Origin of the sequence: Arthrobacter sp. V1I9, from assembly GCF_030817075.1 — a bacterium.
Lineage (GTDB): Bacteria > Actinomycetota > Actinomycetes > Actinomycetales > Micrococcaceae > Arthrobacter.
Window position 1 is genome coordinate 3,313,657 of sequence record NZ_JAUSYU010000001.1, and the last position, 16,904, is coordinate 3,330,560.

At 66.2% G+C, this 16,904-nt stretch carries 13 protein-coding genes and 1 pseudogene; 8 read left to right on the plus strand and 6 right to left on the minus strand.

Annotation, left to right across the window (positions count from 1 at the left end; genetic code table 11):
• Nucleotides 1-56: 56 nt before the first annotated feature.
• Together QFZ70_RS15455 and QFZ70_RS15460 are read right to left on the minus strand one after the other, a co-directional pair.
• Nucleotides 57-2,729 (minus strand): PEP/pyruvate-binding domain-containing protein, encoded by a 2,673-nt coding sequence (locus QFZ70_RS15455; protein ID WP_307097899.1) that lies wholly within the window; start codon nucleotides 2,727-2,729, stop codon nucleotides 57-59.
• 129 nt (nucleotides 2,730-2,858) lie between these two features.
• A pseudogene (locus tag QFZ70_RS15460) lies at nucleotides 2,859-3,897 on the minus strand (universal stress protein).
• Between the two features lie 423 nt (nucleotides 3,898-4,320).
• Between QFZ70_RS15460 and QFZ70_RS15465 the strand changes: the two are divergent.
• A complete protein-coding gene (locus QFZ70_RS15465; RefSeq protein WP_307097900.1) occupies nucleotides 4,321-4,947 on the plus strand; it encodes an NAD(P)-binding protein in 627 nt (208 codons plus the stop codon).
• Nucleotides 4,948-4,953: 6 nt separating this feature from the next.
• On the opposite strand, the gene QFZ70_RS15470 is transcribed toward QFZ70_RS15465, so the two are convergent.
• Nucleotides 4,954-5,559, minus strand: a complete 606-nt coding sequence (locus QFZ70_RS15470; RefSeq protein ID WP_307096862.1) for a copper resistance CopC family protein — start codon at nucleotides 5,557-5,559, stop codon at nucleotides 4,954-4,956.
• 113 nt (nucleotides 5,560-5,672) lie between these two features.
• Between QFZ70_RS15470 and QFZ70_RS15475 the strand changes: the two genes are divergently transcribed.
• A complete protein-coding gene (locus QFZ70_RS15475) occupies nucleotides 5,673-7,115 on the plus strand; it encodes an NCS2 family permease (protein ID WP_307096863.1) in 1,443 nt (480 codons plus the stop codon).
• A 61-nt stretch (nucleotides 7,116-7,176) separates the two neighbouring features.
• Here the strand turns inward: QFZ70_RS15475 and QFZ70_RS15480 are convergent, their stop codons facing one another.
• On the minus strand, nucleotides 7,177-8,481 hold the full coding sequence (locus tag QFZ70_RS15480) for a sodium:proton antiporter (RefSeq protein WP_307097901.1): 1,305 nt from the start codon (nucleotides 8,479-8,481) through the stop codon (nucleotides 7,177-7,179).
• Between the two features lie 177 nt (nucleotides 8,482-8,658).
• On the opposite strand from QFZ70_RS15480, the gene hutG reads away from it, so the two are divergent.
• From hutG to QFZ70_RS15495, 3 genes are all read left to right on the plus strand, one after another.
• On the plus strand, nucleotides 8,659-9,612 hold the full coding sequence (hutG, locus tag QFZ70_RS15485) for a formimidoylglutamase (RefSeq protein WP_307096864.1): 954 nt from the start codon (nucleotides 8,659-8,661) through the stop codon (nucleotides 9,610-9,612).
• 97 nt (nucleotides 9,613-9,709) lie between these two features.
• Entirely contained in the window at nucleotides 9,710-10,213 is a 504-nt protein-coding gene (locus QFZ70_RS15490) for a transporter substrate-binding domain-containing protein (protein ID WP_307096865.1), read from the plus strand.
• Nucleotides 10,210-11,220, plus strand: a complete 1,011-nt coding sequence (locus QFZ70_RS15495; RefSeq protein WP_307096867.1) for a cation transporter — start codon at nucleotides 10,210-10,212, stop codon at nucleotides 11,218-11,220. The genes QFZ70_RS15490 and QFZ70_RS15495 overlap by 4 nt, the downstream gene beginning before the upstream one ends.
• Nucleotides 11,221-11,236: 16 nt before the next feature.
• Here QFZ70_RS15495 and QFZ70_RS15500 read toward each other — a convergent pair whose 3' ends face one another.
• Nucleotides 11,237-11,917: a response regulator gene (locus QFZ70_RS15500; protein WP_307096869.1), complete on the minus strand. Its 681-nt coding sequence runs from the start codon at nucleotides 11,915-11,917 to the stop codon at nucleotides 11,237-11,239.
• Entirely contained in the window at nucleotides 11,914-13,488 is a 1,575-nt protein-coding gene (locus tag QFZ70_RS15505; protein WP_307097902.1) for a sensor histidine kinase, read from the minus strand. The genes QFZ70_RS15500 and QFZ70_RS15505 overlap by 4 nt, the downstream gene beginning before the upstream one ends.
• A gap of 267 nt (nucleotides 13,489-13,755) precedes the next feature.
• Here QFZ70_RS15505 and QFZ70_RS15510 point away from each other — a divergent pair, with 267 nt between their 5' ends.
• Genes QFZ70_RS15510 through QFZ70_RS15520 form a run of 3 tightly spaced genes read left to right on the plus strand, consistent with a single transcriptional unit; the run spans nucleotide 13,756 to nucleotide 16,891 of the window.
• Nucleotides 13,756-14,766 (plus strand): tripartite tricarboxylate transporter substrate binding protein, encoded by a 1,011-nt coding sequence (locus QFZ70_RS15510; RefSeq protein WP_307096870.1) that lies wholly within the window; start codon nucleotides 13,756-13,758, stop codon nucleotides 14,764-14,766.
• Complete coding sequence (locus QFZ70_RS15515) at nucleotides 14,763-15,266, plus strand: tripartite tricarboxylate transporter TctB family protein (protein WP_307096871.1); 504 nt, start codon at nucleotides 14,763-14,765, stop codon at nucleotides 15,264-15,266. Before QFZ70_RS15510 ends, QFZ70_RS15515 begins: the two co-directional genes overlap by 4 nt.
• Nucleotides 15,266-16,891 carry a tripartite tricarboxylate transporter permease gene (locus tag QFZ70_RS15520; RefSeq protein WP_307096872.1) on the plus strand — a complete coding sequence of 542 codons (1,626 nt, stop codon included), beginning with the start codon at nucleotides 15,266-15,268 and terminating at the stop codon, nucleotides 16,889-16,891. Before QFZ70_RS15515 ends, QFZ70_RS15520 begins: the two co-directional genes overlap by 1 nt.
• Nucleotides 16,892-16,904 lie beyond the last annotated feature (13 nt).

Here is a 16,904-nt window from a genome sequence, read left to right on the forward strand (position 1 = left end):
GTCCAAGGGTACGCCTCAGGCCCGTTCCCTACACCTGTCCGGGAGCCCGCCGGAGGCTACGCGGGCACTACGGTTCCAGCGCCGCCGTCGACCGTTATTATTTGTCCGGTGGCAAGCCGGACGGTGGCCTCCGGAACCCCCACGACGGCGGGAATGCCGTACTCCCGCGCCACCACGGCACCGTGCGAGTTGGGCCCGCCCATCTCCATCACCAGGCCGCCGGCTGTCAGGAACAAGGGAGTCCAGCCGGGATCGGTGGACGGCGCCACCAGGATCTCTCCGGGTTCAAGGTGGGCACCAACGGGATCCAGGATGACCCGGGCAGGAGCCGTGACCGAACCCGCTGATGCCGGGCTGCCGGACAGCGCGCCGTCGACCACCCCGGCACTCGCCGCGTGCAGCACCTCAGGCTCGGTGCCGTCCGAGAGCAGGACCCGTGGAATATGGCGCCTGCCCAGTTCGCTGGCGTAGGCCGCGCGCCGCTCCACGACAAGTTCGCGCAGCTTGCGGGGTTCGCTGGCCCCGTTGGCGCTCCGGCCGGCGAGTGCTTGCCTGACCTCCTCGAAGTCCAGGAAAAAGACGTCGTCCGGGCTCTCCAGCTGGCCTTCCTCTGCCAGCGCCGCTCCCACATGGGCCAGCTGTGCCCGCACTTCAGCCAGTCCCAGGACCAGCTGATATTTGGGCAGCTCCCTGAGCCCGGCGAAAAACCTTGTGCGGCGCAACGCCGCAGCCACCAGCAGCGCACGTCCCCTGCCGCGGCGGCGTGCCTCGGCTACCAGCCGCTCCACTTCGGCCTCTGCCTCTGCCTCTGCCCGGCTGAACTGAACGTCCGGTGCCATGGCGGGATCGGCGAGGCGCAGGTAGTTGGCCAGCACACCAAGGATGTAGGTGGGGTCATCGGACCACCGGGGCATGCCCACATCGATTTCCGCCACTGCCCGGTGCCCGTAACGTTCGAGGAACCGTACCAGGCCTGCGTGCAGGACAGGGGGCAGGCGCCCGGCGTCGAACTCCGCTGCGAGTTCGGACGGCTGCCGCGCCTCCAAAACCGTGCGCGACTCGCGGTCATCCTTCAGTGCTGATGCGAGGCGCCACAGCTCGAGGTCCATCTCGGTGGTCACGTTCTGCGGCAGGCCCCGGAGCACTTTCTGCAGGTCCTCCCAGCGATTTGTGCCTCCCAGCAGTCTTCCCGCCAGCCAAAGCATTGCGAATCCCAGCGCGGGCAGGGGCAGAATGGCCGGGACGACCGCAAAGAGCCTGCTCCCCAGGAGCCGCTCGGCGTGGTCGAGCCGTTCAACCGGCCCGGCCCCCGGCCCCAGCTCCAAGTCGTCAGCGAATTGCCGGGCAAAGCTGTCCAGGCGGCGCAGCGCAGCCTTGGGCCGGAACAGCCCCCGGAGCATCGACTCCGGCGCGCGGGCCCGCACAGCTGCCGGCAGGACATGGCGCACCAGTCCGAGCGGGGTCCTGCGGGTTACCGAGAACCGGGGGTCGTCAAAAACCCGGCGCAACACCATGGCTGACCGAGCTTCCATGACGTCAAAAACCCGCGGCAGGATCCGGCGGCCAACGTTGCTCCTCACCGGCGTGGTGAGGTCGAAGTACATGCGCTGGGCTGCCTCGGCAAAAAGCGGGGGGCCATGCCGGGGCTCGGGGACGGCAAAACCGGCGGCCTTGGCTACAGAGGAGGCAATAAGCCGAAGCGACGCCAGGCCCATGGGCGTGAGGGGGCGGGTGAGGCCCTGGGCCAGGCTGAAGCACAGGTAGACCCTGTTACCTTTGCCGGGATAGCGGCTCTCCGGGATCGGGTACAGGGTGGTGATGGGCCGGGACTGGGTCAGCCAGAGGGAGCCGCCGGTGTCGATGGCCCATTCGGTGTCCTGCGGCGAGCCAAAGTGCCGTTCGGCCTGAACGCCGAGGGCCGCGAGTTCAACGGCTTGCGCGTCTGAGAGGCTGGAAGCCTCCGCCCCGCCGGGCAGGTCCTGCATCTCCGTTCCACCGTCCGGAAGCGGGCGCACCATGACACGCTTATCGCCCAGCTTCCGCTCAAGGACCTGGGATTTTTCTGTGTCCACCACAAAGTGGTCCGGATTGACGGCCCCGGATACCACCGCTTCACCAAGCCCCGGTGCGGCGTCGATAACAGCTTCCCGGCGCTTGCCGGTCAGCGGGTTGGCCGTGAACATCACCCCGGCCGACGCAGCATCAACCATCCGCTGGATGACGACGGCGAGGGCTACTTCGTGCGGGGCGATGCCCAGGGCTGCGCGGTAAGCTACTGCCCGGTCCGTCCAGAGGGAGGCCCAGCAGTTGCTCACGGCTTCGAGGACGGCGTCGATGCCGATGACATTCAGGTACGTGTCCTGCTGGCCCGCGAAGCTCGCAAACGGAAGGTCCTCGGCCGTGGCCGAGGACCTTACCGCAACGGGAGTCGCTTTCCCCAGCGCTGCGTACGCCTGCTCCACGGCGGCAATGATCCGGGGCGGAACCGGAATGGCGCGGATGGCGTCCCGTGCCCGGCCCGCCGCCACCGCCAGTTCCGTGGTCCGGCTGGGGCTGCCTGGTTGCAGTGCGGCCTGGAGGGTGCCGAGCTCTGCCAGCACCCCGTCCTGGACCTTCCTGGCCGCTTCCCGGTAGGCCTCGGTGGTCAGGCAGAAGCCATCTGGCACGGGCAGCCCTGCTGCTATCAACTCGCCAATATTGGCTGCCTTGCCTCCCACCAGCGGAAGCATGCTGCCGTCAACATGGCTGAGGCGCAGGATCAAGGCAGGACCGGTGTTCCCGTCCGGCTGGCGGGAACTGCCCCCGGTCTCTCCTGGTGGGTAGGCGGCCACGGTGACGCTCCCTCCGGCAGGATGTGATCAGGCTGCGCCGAGGATCGGCCCGAAGCTGGCCCGGTCGGCGAGTCGCGGGTCCTCACGGTCCGGCACCACCATAACGGGGCCCTTGGCGTGATGGAGGACGCCGTCCGAGGTGGATCCCAGGAGCATGCCCGCGAAGCCGCCGCGGCCGCGCGTCCCCACCACCACCAGCTCCACGTGCCGGCTTGCGTCCACCAGAACGTCCACCGGGGAGCCGTCCAGCAGCTCGGATTCTGCGGACAGGTTGGGGTAGTGGCTCCGCAGCCAGGCCATGCCTGCGTCCAGGGTCAGCTGGATGTCCGCGAACAGCGCCTTACGGTCCATCGGAGCAGGAACCCACGCCAGCGAGCCGCTGTATTGCGGAACTGCGCAGATTACCTGCAGCGATGCACCAAGCCGTACAGCCTGGTCCGCGGCTTCCAACACAGCAACCCGGGCCTGCTCCGAGCCGTCCACGCCCACCACCACCACGTTCTCCACACGCTGGTGCCCGGCCTTGGCCTGCTCGGCTTTAAACCCGCCGGTCCTCGGTGGTTTCGCCCAGCCGGTCCGAGCAGACCAGAGGCACCGTGACCGTTGGGCACTTCGCGTGCGCAGGCAGTGCGCTGCTTACGGAACCGAGGAGCCTCCCGACGAAGCCGCCGCGGCCCCGGGTGCCAAAGACCAGGAGCTCTGCCGTTTGGGACATCTCCAGCAGCACACCGGCCGCATCTCCGTTTTCCACGGAGGCACTGACGTCGATGTCATAAGCCGACACCTTCTCGAGGGCCTGCTGCACCACAGCCTCGGCGCCTTCACGGATCACTGAGTCATCTACTGTGGCGTATCCGCCGTCCAGGCCGGACGCAGCGAAGATCGGCACTGAGTAAGCGGTAACAATATGCAGTGGACGACGGCGGCGCTGGGCTTCCCTGGCCGCCCAGACCAGGGCGCACTGGCCGTGGTCCGACCCGTCCACGCCAACAACGATCCCGTCGGGGGCGGCATGAGAGCCACCGCTGTCCCGCGCCGGGTCCGGATGCAACTCCTGTGCGCCCATTGGGCCGCCTCCTCGCGATACTGCCTGATGTTGCGGCTATTCTGCCAGAAAGCAGGCCGTTCCCCGTGCACCCGTATCGCAGCCGCAAGCTGCTCAGGAAGGCCCGCTTCCAGTTCTCACTATTCTCTGTCCACCGTTGCTTAGCAAGCCTGTTCAGGGCAGGAAACGGCGGTTATCCACAGGCTCCGGGCGGTGGTCCGGAAAGCGTGTTCACCAGTAGGGGAATCTTCCTGGATTGGGCTATCCAGCGCCGCAAATCTTCTGTAGTCTTCAGGACATTGTTGGTCCGGGACGCCTACTGCCTCTTCCTGTCAGAGCTGCCCGGCAACGCACTGCGGCCGGACTTTGGGGGTAACGGGACGCGCGCGGGCGAGGACGCCCGCACCTGCCGAAGCTTCGAAGGAGGAAACTGTAGTGTCAAGCATGCCTGGGAATGCCGGGACCGAGCAGACCACCACTGTGATTATTGGCACCGGCTTGTCCGGCCTCGCCGTGGCCGCCGAGTTGTGCCGGCGCGGGGTGGACTCGATTGTGGTGGACGGACTGGACATCCTGGGGGCCGCACAGCCGGCCAACACAGCTTCGCTGCAGCGCTGCGACGCGGCGGACTCGGCAACGCTCCAGGAACGGAACGAAATCCTCCGGCACCTGCGTAACTATGCGGCCAGTCACGATGTGGATGTCCGCAACACCACCCGGGCCGTTCAATTGACCATGGTGGACGGCAAGTCCACCGGAGCGGCCGTCCCGCAGTGGGAGGTGCGGACGCCCACGGGCATCCTGGTGGCCGACAATATCGTGCTCACGCGCTGCGCCCACAGCCAACTGCGGCGGATGATCAACGACTTCGGCATCTCGGTGGGCCGCAACCTCGTCGCCGCCATGCGCGCCATCGGCATTTACTTGGTGGGCGTGGGAGAGCTGATCACGCCATCCCCCAAGGAGGTCCTGCGCCAGGCCAAGACGGTGGGCCATGCGATTTCCGCAAAGGTCAACCCGGAGGCCGAGGCTCCCCCGTACACACGAAGCCTGGCGATCCTGCCCTGCTAGCGCCGGTTAGCCCTCGTCACCGGCGCCCGCTCCAAGCCTGCGGCGGGCAAGGATGGCGAGGGCGGCAAGCAAACCTACCGCGGCAGCGGCGAAAATTACGATGCTCCACTGGAACGGTTCCCCGGAACCGGTGGGCTCCGGCGCCGCTGTCACTCCGGGTTCAGCGGTTCCCATTCCGGGAACTGTAGCGCCCGCCGTCGGACTCGCTGCCGGACCAGCCCCTTCCGCTGCTGCGGAAGCCGTGAACGTAAAGGTTCCCTCGATGGGATGCGAGTCGGAACTGACAACCCGCCAGGCAACTGTGTACTGCCCGGCCGGGCCGCCCGCCTTAAGTTTCTGGCTGGCCACGTTGTCCACGATTTCCACCGGCCCGTCCGCCCACTCTGCTCCCGAGGCGTCCTTGATGGAGAAGGATGAGCCGATTCCCAGCGGGTTGTTGTTGAAGGTCACCGATACCTGCTCCGGCGGCACCGCAACTGATGCACCCTCGGCAGGGGTGCTGGATTCGGCGGCGTCGTGAGCCGCAGCCGGTCCGGCCAGGCCGAGGACAGCGGCAGCAGATACGAAGGACACGAGCACAAAGCTCAGTAAGTGGCGGCGGATGGAACGCATGCTTGGACTGCTCCCTCTGTGTTGGCTTCCTAACAGACTAGGCGAAATTGACGGTGACCCTGCCGGAGCCCCCATAGGATTCAGGTATCCCCAAAGACTCCCCCGGAGGACTAATGCTTAAGCAAGGCTCTGCCCTGGACCGGTATTTCATGATCACCGAGCGCGGCTCCAATCTCTCCCGGGAGATCCGCGGCGGCTTCGCCACCTTTTTCGCCATGAGCTACATCGTGGTACTGAACCCCTTGATCCTCTCCGTTCCGGACTCCAGCGGCAACACGCTGGGCTTCCCGGCGGTCGCCGCCGTCACGGCCTTTGTTGCCGGCATCCTCACCATCCTCATGGGAGCCTGGGCCAGGCATCCCTTCGCGCTGGCCACCGGGCTGGGAGTCAACGCGTTTGTGGCGGTCACCGTCGCCACCAACCCGGGCCTCACGTGGCCTGACATGATGGGCCTGGTGGTCCTGTCCGGCGTCACGATGCTGATCCTTGTGCTTACCGGATTCCGGACCGCCGTGTTCAAGGCCGTACCCGAGGGGCTCAAGACGGCGATCGTGGTGGGCATCGGGTTGTTCATTGCCTTGATCGGCCTGGTTAACGCCGGCTTTGTCCGCCGCATCCCCGACGTGGCCGGCACCACTGTTCCGGTTGGGCTTGGCTTTGAGGGCAAGCTCCTGGGCTGGCCCACAGCGGTGTTCGTTTTTGGTTTGATCCTGACCATCGCCCTGGTGGTGCGCAAGGTCAAGGGCGCCATCCTGATCGGCATCATCACGTCTACCGTCATTGCCGTGATCCTGGAAATGACGCTGCACATCGGCCCCAGCGTCCAGCCAGGCAAACCCTTCAACCCGCAGGGCTGGTCCCTGGTGGCTCCGACGTTCTCCGAATGGGCGGCCCCCGATCTGTCACTGATCGGTAAGGCCAACCCGTTCGGCGCCTTCGAACACCTGGGCTTTGTGGCGGCCACGCTGCTGGCTTTCGTGATCCTGCTGAGCATCTTCTTCGACGCCATGGGCACCATGGTGGGCCTGGCGAACGAGGCCGGCACGGTGGATGAGCACGGCAACATTCCCGACGTCGACCGGGTCCTCCAGGTGGACGCGCTCGGCGCAATCGCCGGCGGCGGAGCTTCCGTCTCCTCCAACCAGATCTACGTGGAGGCAGGCGCAGGCATCGGCGAAGGCGCCCGCACCGGCATCGCCTCGATCGTCACCGGCCTCCTGTTCCTGGTAGCCATGTTCTTCACCCCGCTGATCAACCTGGTTCCGTTCGAGGCTGTTGCTCCGGCGCTCGTGGTGGTGGGCTTCATGATGGTGTCCCAGGTGGGCAAGATCGACTGGCAGGACTGGGGCATCGCGATTCCGGCCTTCCTGACCTTCACGCTGATGCCGTTCACCTACTCCATTGCCAACGGCCTGGGAGCCGGCTTCATCGCCTTCGTGCTGATCCGCACCGTCCAGGGCCGGATCAAGGAGATCCACCCGCTGATGTGGGCGGTGGCGGGGGCATTCCTGCTGTTCTTCGCGATTGGCCCCATCGAGGCCGCCATCGGCATGTAGTCAGGCAAGCAACCTGGCCCTGGTTAAACCCGGGCCAGGGCCTGGCCGGAGTGCCGGGCGGCTACACGGGAGTGTTGGGGGCCAGTCCTTCATCACCCGACACCGCGCGGGCCTTTTTCTCGCGGAGCTTGTCCAGCCGGTTCATCAGCGGCGAGGTGGTGGCGCCGTGGATCACGATGGAGAGCGCCACCACCAAGCCCACGAATGCCCACAGCCACTCCGCCTGGTCCGAGAACTTGCCCTTGCCCAGTGCATAGCTGAGGTAGTACAGCGAGCCGATCCCGCGGATCCCGAAGAACGAAAGGGCGATCCGCTCGCGGGGCCCGGTTTTGCCGCCCAGCAGCCCCAGCCACCCTGCCAGCGGCCGGACCACCAGCAGGAACGCCAGGGCAACCAGCACCTCCGCCCAACCAATGCCCTCGAGCAGCCCGCGGGCAATTGCGCCGCCCAGCAGGACCAGGATCACCACTGTCAGCAGCCGCTCCAGCTGCTCCACATAAGAGTGCAGCACCCGGTGGTAGCCGTGCGTGCGTTCAGCGGCGCGGATGGTCACGGCGCAGACAAACACAGCGATGAACCCGTAGCCCTCGATCATTTCGGTGACCCCATAGGCCAGGAACGTGGCCGCGAGCGCAACGAACCCTTCAGAGTGGTTGGACAGCCGCAGGCTTTCGGCGCGGGCAGAAAAGAAAAGCCTGGCCAGCACCTTGCCGGTGAGGAAACCCAGGAGGAGCCCGATGGCGAGCCGCCACAGCACATCCACCCCGAACCATTCCGGGAACCAGGCCGATGGAGATGACCCGGCGACGCTGATGGCAATCGCGAGGTAGACGAAGGGGAAGGCCAGGCCGTCATTGAGGCCGGCTTCGGAGGTGAGGCCAAAACGCACCTCGTCCTCCTTGTTCGCGGCGTCGTCCTGGTCTGCCGGCTCGCCCACCTGCACCTCGGACGCCAGGACCGGGTCCGTCGGTGCAAGGCTGGAGGCCACCAGGAGAGCGGCGCCAAGGCCAAGGCCAAGGAACCACAGGCCCAGCAGGGTCAGGGCAATGATGCACAAGGGCATGGCGATCCCCAGCAGCCGCCACGTGGTGGCCCACCGTTTGCGCCCCACGGGCCGGTCCAGGGCCAGCCCCGCGCCCATGAGGGAGATAATCACGCAGACTTCCGCGAGGTGCAGAACGAAGTCACTGTTGGCTATCGGGTCCGGGTCGGGAAGGGTGGGGATCAGGGCGAACGCCCCCATCCCCGCCCCCAGAAAGACCATTGGCATGGAAAAGGGCATATCGCGCAGCAGCTTGGGGAGCACAGCGGCGGTGAACACCGCAAGGCCCGCGGCCGCAAACAGGATGTTGGGAGCTTCAAACACGTTCTGTTCTCCGGCCTGGATCGTTGCGCCCTGCTGGCGCGGCAAGATGGCATGTCAGTCCCGGGAAGGGATTGATCCACCATAACCCCTTCAGTTCTCCGTCCGGATTCTTGAATCCCAGACATCAGGGCGGCGGCGTTGCTGGTTTTCGCCACGGGCATGCGGTGAGCTTGGAGCATGCCTGCCTTCCTCCCTGCCGTCGACGTCCCGCCGAAGCCCTGGACCGGAAGGTTTGACGGCGATGGCGCCGAGCACCGCCGCTGGTGGCAGGCAGTAACGCCGTACGACGCCGGACTTGCAGCAACCGCGCCCCCCAAGACGGCCGTCCTGCTCGGCTTCTGCAGCGACGAGGGCGTCCGGCGGAACAAGGGCCGGGCGGGAGCGGCTGGCGCTCCCGCTGCACTGCGCACAGCCCTCGGCCCACTGGCGTTCCACCTGGACCGCCCGGTTGCCGACGCCGGGGATGTGGTGGTTTCCGGCACCGGTCTCGAGGCCGGCCAGGAGCGCGCCGGCCAGGCAGTTGCGGCGATGCTCGACGGCGGGTGCCTCCCCGTAGTGCTGGGCGGAGGCCACGAAACCGCCTACGCCAGCTACCTGGGTGTGGCCGGATCTGCCGCTGTACAGGGCGGCCGACGGCTGGGCGTCCTGAACCTCGACGCCCACTTCGACCTGCGCGACGAGCCCGAAGCCAGCTCCGGCACGCCGTTCCTCCAGATGGCCCGGGCAGAAGCCGCCGCCGGCCGCGACTTCCGGTACGCCGTCGTCGGAATCTCCGAACCCAACAACACACGCGCCCTTTTCGACACCGCGCAGAAACTGGGCGTGCGGTACCTGCTGGACGAGGACTGCGGCGCGGAGCGCGTGCGGGAGTTCGTGGCAGGATTCCTGGCCGACGTCGACGTCCTGTACCTGACGATCGACCTCGACGTGCTGCCGGCAGCGGTGGCGCCCGGCGTCAGTGCACCCGCAGCGTACGGCGTACCACTGGCAGTCATCAGTGCCGTGTGCCGGCAGGTGGCCCAGTCCGGGAAGCTGCTGCACCTGGACGTCGCGGAGCTGAACCCCGGGTTTGATATCGATGGCAGGACCGCAAAAGCCGCCGCGCGCCTGATCAACACGCTGCTGCGCTGATCGTTCCCTGGCGGGCCTCCCACCATGCGCCATTCACCAAAAAAGTAAGTAGGCTGTCCAATATTGGACTTTCTACTGACGGAAGGGAGTAAGCGGAATGCGGCGCCGAGGAATTGTGGCAGCGCTGCTGCTGGTTGTCCTGCTGATGCTCACCGGCTGCGCAGGCACCTTTCCCGCCGATCCCCAGGGGACCCTCAAGAAGGCGCAGGGCGGAACCCTCCGTGTGGGCGCGAGCATGAACGGCGACTGGGTTCGAATCTCCGCGGAGACGGGCGGACAGGTCCGCGACAGCGACGTCCAGGGCACGGAGGCGGAACTGGTGCGGGACTTCGCGGCGCAACTCGGTGCAGAGGTCGAATGGGTGGCCGGGAGTGAGCAGGTCTTGGCTGAAGAGATCAAGCACGGCGGGCTGGACCTGGTGATCGGCGGACTGGATGACAAGACCCCGTGGGTGACGCACGCCGGCATCACCCGCCCTTACGTGGAATCGCGTGACGGGCGTGGGAACCTCCACAAGCACGTCATGCTGGTGCCGCTGGGCGAAAATGCCTTCCTGCTGGAGCTCGATAAGTTCCTGATGGCAGCGAAGGAGCAGAAATGACAAACCTCAAGAGTCATGATGCAGTCCGTTTCGGGAACACCGATTTGCCGCCGGAACAGCAGGAGGCGCTGCGTAAGGCCATCAGGATCGAATGGACCACCATAGGCTTCCTGGTGGTCACCGCCACCATGGTGTTCCTGGTGCTCGGAAACTCCCAGGCCATGAAGGCCGCCTGGATCGAGGACCTGCTGTCCTTCCTGCCGCCCATCGCCTTCCTTGTGGCGGCGCGCGCCATCCGCAAACCTCCCTCCGAGACGCATCCCTACGGCTATCACCGGTCCACCGGGGTGGCACACCTGGTGGCTGCCGTCGCGCTGACGGTGATGGGCGGCTACATTCTGGTGGAATCCGGCCTGGGACTGCTCAAGGCCGAGCATCCCACCATTGGCGGCATTGAGCTGTTCGGCAACACCATCTGGCTGGGGTGGCTGATGATGGGCGTGATGGTCCTGACTGCCGCCCCGCCGGTTGTCCTTGGCAAGATCAAGATGAAGCTCGCAGAGAAGCTGCACGACAAAGTTCTGTACGCGGATGCGGATATGAACAAAGCCGACTGGATGACGGCCATAGCAGCCGTGGCCGGGGTGGCGGGAATAGGCATCGGGCTCTGGTGGGCCGACTACGCTGCGGCCCTGATCATCTCGGCCAGCATCCTGCATGACGGCTTCAAGAACACCCGCGCCGCCGTTTCCGCCCTGATGGACAAGCGCGCCATGACCTATGACGACGGCCAACCCCACCCGCTGGGCCGGCAACTGGATGAGTACCTCCGCAGCCTCGACTGGGCCGACGATGCCAAGTCACGGATCCGCGACGAGGGACACGTGTTCCACGTGGAGTCCTTCGTGGTCCCGGCCGGAAAGGTTATGCCCGCCCTCAAACAGCTTGAGGCTGCGCGTGACGCCTGCGTGAAGATGGACTGGAAAGTCCAGGACATGGTGATCGTCCCGGTGGCAAAGCTGCCCTCAGAGTTCCTTCCCGGTCCGACGTCAGGCGGGGAACGTTAGGGCGCCGGACGCCCGTCTACTGGCCCTTGAGGACGTAGCGCCGCTCCGGACGCCCCACCCCGTACTTGAGCCGGACCTCCAGCGTTCCTTCGTCATGCAGGTATTCAAGGTACCGGCGGGCGCTGACCCGCGACGTCCCCAACTGTTCCGCCACCTCGGCCGCGGAGAGATCACCATCCGCGGCATTAAGCGTGGCTTCCACAAGCTTGAGCGTCTCGATGCTGCAGCCCTTTGGAAGCGGCCGCCCACCTTGGGTACCAGCGCCGTCCAGGCCGAACACCCGGTTCACGTCCGACTGCTCTGCCACGTCCTTGGCGGAGTCCAGGCCCTGGTACGCGCTCCGGTAGTGCTCCAGGCGCTCCTGCAGGTCCGACTGGGAAAACGGTTTGATCAGGTAGTGGACAATCCCTCCCCGCAGGGCCTTGCGCACTGTTTCCACCTCGCGGGCAGCGCTGATCACCAGCACGTCGAGCTCCGGGGCGACGTCCCGCAGCCGGTGCATGAGGTCCAGCCCGTTAATGTCCGGAAGGTGGATGTCCAGCAGCACCAGGTCTGGCTGCAGCCGTTCCGTTTCAAGCACGGCCTGGGCGCCGGTATGGGCTACCCCCACCACCCCGAACCCGGGCGTGCGCTGAATGAACCCGGCGTGGACCTTGGCCACCATAAAGTCGTCATCGACGATGAGCACCTTGATCACTGCGTTGTACCTCTTTTGAATCGTGCGGTGAAGACTGCCCCGTTGTCGTTGGCCACCGTGAGGTCACCGCCAGAGCGTCGGCAGACCACCCGCGAGAGCGCCAGGCCGAAGCCTCGGTCCTCCGCCGGTGCTGCTTCCTTGGTGGAGAACCCCTGCCGGAAGATCTCCTCCAGGGCCTCGGCCGGGACTCCCGGGCCAGTGTCGCGGACGGTGACGGTGACATGGTCCGCACTGTCCTCCACGAGCACCCGGACAGTTGCGCCCGGAAGTCCCGTGACGGCGTCGAACGCGTTATCCACGAGGTTACCCACTACGGTGGTGAGGTCCCGGGACAGGTCATCGCTGACCTGGCGCAGGGCGGACTCGGGATCGAGCTTAAGGGCCGCACCGCGTTCGGTGGCGAGGCTGGACTTGGCGATCAGCAGTGCGGCGAGCGCAGGGTCCTGGATGCGGCTGGTCACTTCATCGTTCAGCCTGGTCCTGTCCACCGTGGCACCGTTGACGAACTGCACCACGGAATCGTATTCACCGATCTGGATCAGGCCTGAAATGACGTGCAGCTGATTGGCGAACTCATGGGCCTGGGCCCGCAGCGTGTCCGTGGCAGTGCGGGTGGCGCCCAGCTCACGTTCCAGCGAAGACAGCTCGGTCCGGTCCCGCAGGGTGGTGACCGAGCCAATGTCCCGTCCGCGGGAGCGGATGGGGACCCGGTTCGCCACCACCAGGCGCTCCCCTACCAGCACCAGCTGGTCCGGGTCCTGCTGCTCGTGGGTCAGCACCGCCTTCAGCGCGGGATCCAGGGGAAGGGAACCGAGCCTCCTGCCAACGCAGTCCGGCGGCAGTCCCAGGAGTTTCCGTGCGCTGTCATTGGCTACTGTGATGCGCTCATGCGGATCCAGCGCCACTACTCCTTCCTTGAGGCCTTGCAGCATGGCTTCGCGGTTCTCCACCAGTCCGGTGATTTCACTGGGTTCCATGCCCAGAGTCTGCCGTTTGACGCGGCGGGACAGCAGGAAGGACCCCGCGACACCCAGGACACTGGCCACGCCAACGTATGTGAGCAGGTTGGGAACGGCGTCACCAAGGCGTTCGAGCGTGGTGGGGTAGTTCCTGCTGATGGACGCGATACCGATCACTTTGCCGGAGTCATCGAGGACGGGAACGTGGGCGGACAGGACCGTGCTGCCATTGCCGGCCATCACCCCGGTCCATGCCCGGCCGTCCAGGACCCGGCTTTCCCCCAGTTCAAGCTTCTGCCCAAGGAGTCCGGGGTCCGATGCGGCAACCACCGTGCGGTCCAACCTGGCGAGCGCCACCTGGGCGGATCCGGAAACCGTGCGGACCGACTCCGCCACCGCGGAAAGCGCCGCGCCGGTCCGGGGCTCGGCGGTGGGAAGCAACTGCCGCACGGCGGGGTTGTTGCCCAGGGCTTCGGCGGCGGACAGCGCACGCCGGCCTTCGATCCGCTCGAACGCGACGGCGGACTGGGCCAGGGAAATGGCTACCACGGCCACCAGGACGGCCAGGACAATCAGCAACTGCAGCACAAGATACTGCCCGGCGAGGGACATTCCTCTTCGTCGAGTCACCGCGTGGATTCCTTTTGTTTCTGATGCCGGCACCGGACCGCGGCAGTACCGGGAACTATATCCCACCTATGGCGCCTTGATGCCGGTTCAGCCAGCTGTGTGCGGCACCGCAAACGTGAACGCAATGAACTTAACTTTCTCTGCGTACACAAGAGTGATGGCCGTCACGGATGGACCTAGCATCGAAACACAAGGTCAGGTTCGACTGATCATCCCCGTAGAGCATGCATCACTGAGAAGAGGAACACCATGCGCCAGATCCGCGCATTGCGAGTCGCCGCCGTCGCCGCCGGCATCGCCCTGATGGCCACCGGTTGCGGTGCCACCGGCAAGAGCTCCACCGGTTCGGAAAGCTCCGGCGCCGCTGCCGGCCCCATTACCGGACTGCAGATCATGGTCCCCAACACCCCCGGTGGCGGTTACGACACCACCGCCCGCGCAGCAGCCAAGGTCCTCGACGACGAGAAGATCTCCACCAACACCGAGGTCTTCAACCTTGCCGGCGCCGGCGGCACCGTGGGCCTGGCCCGCGTGGTCAACGAAAAGGGCAACGGCGACCTCGCCATGCTCATGGGCCTGGGCGTCGTTGGCGCCAGCTACACCAACAAGTCCGAGTCGAAGCTGACCGAGACCACCCCGCTGGCCCGCCTGATCGAAGAACCGGGCGCCATCATGGTCAGCAAGGATTCCCCCTACAAGACCATCGACGACCTCGTGAAGGCCTGGAAGGCCGACCCCGCTTCCATCGCCGTGGGCGGCGGCTCCTCCCCCGGCGGCCCTGACCACCTCCTGCCCATGCAGCTTGCGGGTGCCGTGGGCATCGACGCGACCAAGGTCAACTTCGTTTCCTACGACGGCGGTGGCGACCTCCTGCCGGCGATCCTCGGCAACAAGCTTGGCTTTGCCGCCTCCGGTGCCGGCGAGTTCCTGCAGCAGATCCAGTCCGGCGAAGTCCGCGTCCTGGCAACCAGTGGCGAGAAGCGGCTTGAAGGTGTGGACGCCCCCACGCTGAAGGAATCCAACATCGACCTGGTGTTCACCAACTGGCGCGGCATCGTGGCACCTCCGGGCATCAGCGACGAGGACAAGGCATCCCTGATCGCCGCGCTTGAGAAGATGCACGCCACCGAGGGCTGGAAGGAAGCACTGAAAACGCACAGCTGGTCCGACGCCTTCATCACCGGCGACGAGTTCGAATCGTTCCTCACCGAGCAGGACAAGCGGGTGGCGGACGTCCTCACGAAGCTTGGGTTGGCGTGAGCTCCCTGATTTCAGGCCTGAAAGGCCGCGCCGAGCTGGGAGTTGCACTCCTGCTCGGCGTGGCCGGCGTCCTGGTCTTCCTGGACGCCAACCGCCTGGTAACCCCGTACTCCCAATCTGATCCGGTCGGCCCCAAGACCGTTCCGTACATTGTGGCCGGTTTGCTGGTGGCCTGTGCAGCCCTGCTGGCAGTTAACGTCATTCGCGGCGGCCAAGGCGAGGCGGAAGGCGGCGAAGACGTCGACCTCACCCATCCCGCAGACTGGAAGACCATCCTGCCCCTGGCGGGAGCCTTCATCCTGAACATCCTGCTCATCGACTGGGCCGGATGGGTCATCTCCGGCACGGTCCTTTTTTGGGGCAGCGTCCTGGCGCTGGGCAGCCGGCACTACGTCCGTGACGGGCTCATCTCCGTGGCACTGTCACTGCTGACCTTCTACGGCTTCTACCTCGGCCTCGGCATCGCGCTGCCCGCCGGACTCCTGGAAGGAATCCTCTGATGGACGTCTGGTCCTCACTGATGGACGGTTTCGCCACCGCCCTCACCCCCATGAACTTCCTCTACGCCGTCATCGGCGTACTCCTGGGCACCGCCGTCGGCGTCCTTCCGGGCCTGGGCCCCGCCATGACCGTGGCACTGCTGCTTCCGGTCACCTACGCCCTGGAACCCACCAGCGCCTTCATTATGTTTGCCGGCATCTACTACGGCGGCATGTACGGCGGCTCCACCACCTCCATCCTGTTGAATACGCCCGGTGAATCGTCATCAGTGGTGACGGCGATCGAAGGCAATAAGATGGCCAAGGCGGGCCGGGCGGCGCAGGCTCTTGCGACGGCGGCCATCGGTTCGTTCGTCGCCGGCACCATCGGCACCGCCCTGCTTGCCGTCTGCGCACCGATCGTGGTCCAGTTCGCCGTCAGTCTGGGTGCCCCCAGCTACTTCGCCATCATGGTCCTGGCGCTGCTGGCCGTCACCGCGGTCCTGGGGTCGTCCCGGCTCCGCGGCTTTGCCTCGCTGGCCCTCGGCCTGGCCATCGGCCTGGTAGGAATCGACTCCGTCACCGGCCAGCGCCGCCTGACCTTCGGCCAGCCGCTGCTGGCAGACGGGCTGGACATTGTTGTGGTGGCGGTCGCCATCTTCGCCGTGGGTGAAGCCCTCTGGGTAGCCGCCCACCTGCGCCGCACCCCGCTGCACGTCATTCCGGTTGGCCGTCCCTGGATGGGCAAGAAGGACTGGAGTCGCTCCTGGAAGCCCTGGCTGCGCGGTACCGCCTTCGGATTCCCGTTCGGAGCCCTTCCCGCCGGCGGCGCCGAGATTCCCACGTTCCTGTCCTACGTCACCGAGAAGCGCCTGACCAAGCACCCGGAGGAATTCGGTAAGGGCGCCATCGAAGGTGTGGCCGGTCCGGAAGCTGCCAACAACGCAGCTGCCGCAGGCACCCTCACGCCGATGCTTGCCCTTGGCCTGCCCACCAATGCCACCGCTGCCGTAATGCTGGCCGCGTTTACTTCCTACGGCATCCAGCCCGGTCCCCAGCTGTTCTCAAGCCAGGGCCCCCTGGTGTGGGCGCTGATCGCGAGCCTCTTCATCGGCAACCTTTTGCTCCTGCTGATCAACCTGCCGTTGGCTCCCCTGTGGGCCAAGCTCCTGCAGCTGCCAAGGCCGTACCTGTACGCGGGCATCCTCTTCTTTGCCACGCTGGGCGCCTATTCGGTGAACCTGCAGGCATTCGACCTGGTGCTCCTGCTGGTCCTCGGCACACTCGGCTTCATGATGCGGCGGTTCGGGCTGCCCGTCCTGCCGCTCATCCTCGGCGTGATCCTCGGTCCGCGCATCGAAGGCCAGCTCCGGAAGACCCTGCAGCTCAGCGCCGGTGACCCCGCCGGGCTCTTCAGCGAGCCGATCGCCGTCGTTATCTACGTCATCGTGGGACTCATCCTGCTGTGGCCGCTGCTCTTCAAGCTGATCCGCCGCAACCGGCCGGCCCCGAGCACCATGGTCCCTGCCAACACCGGCGCAACCGTACCCCGTGAGGTTGGCGGCAGCGTCAGCCACAGCTCGCACCGGGCAGACAGTGGAGACGCTGGCGGGGACGGCGGGGGCGACGGGGGCGGCAGCGACTGAGCCCACGACGCCC

Bases quoted from the DNA above. Each gene is read 5' to 3' on its own strand.
- QFZ70_RS15455 (WP_307097899.1), bottom strand. From the start codon at position 2,729: ATGCTTCCGCTGGTGGGAGGCAAGGCAGCCAATATTGGCGAGTTGATA.
- QFZ70_RS15465 (WP_307097900.1), top strand. From the start codon at position 4,321: ATGCCTGGGAATGCCGGGACCGAGCAGACCACCACTGTGATTATTGGC.
- QFZ70_RS15470 (WP_307096862.1), bottom strand. From the start codon at position 5,559: ATGCGTTCCATCCGCCGCCACTTACTGAGCTTTGTGCTCGTGTCCTTC.
- QFZ70_RS15475 (WP_307096863.1), top strand. From the start codon at position 5,673: ATGCTTAAGCAAGGCTCTGCCCTGGACCGGTATTTCATGATCACCGAG.
- hutG (WP_307096864.1), top strand. From the start codon at position 8,659: ATGCCTGCCTTCCTCCCTGCCGTCGACGTCCCGCCGAAGCCCTGGACC.
- QFZ70_RS15490 (WP_307096865.1), top strand. From the start codon at position 9,710: ATGCGGCGCCGAGGAATTGTGGCAGCGCTGCTGCTGGTTGTCCTGCTG.
- QFZ70_RS15495 (WP_307096867.1), top strand. From the start codon at position 10,210: ATGACAAACCTCAAGAGTCATGATGCAGTCCGTTTCGGGAACACCGAT.
- QFZ70_RS15505 (WP_307097902.1), bottom strand. From the start codon at position 13,488: ATGTCCCTCGCCGGGCAGTATCTTGTGCTGCAGTTGCTGATTGTCCTG.
- QFZ70_RS15510 (WP_307096870.1), top strand. From the start codon at position 13,756: ATGCGCCAGATCCGCGCATTGCGAGTCGCCGCCGTCGCCGCCGGCATC.
- QFZ70_RS15520 (WP_307096872.1), top strand. From the start codon at position 15,266: ATGGACGTCTGGTCCTCACTGATGGACGGTTTCGCCACCGCCCTCACC.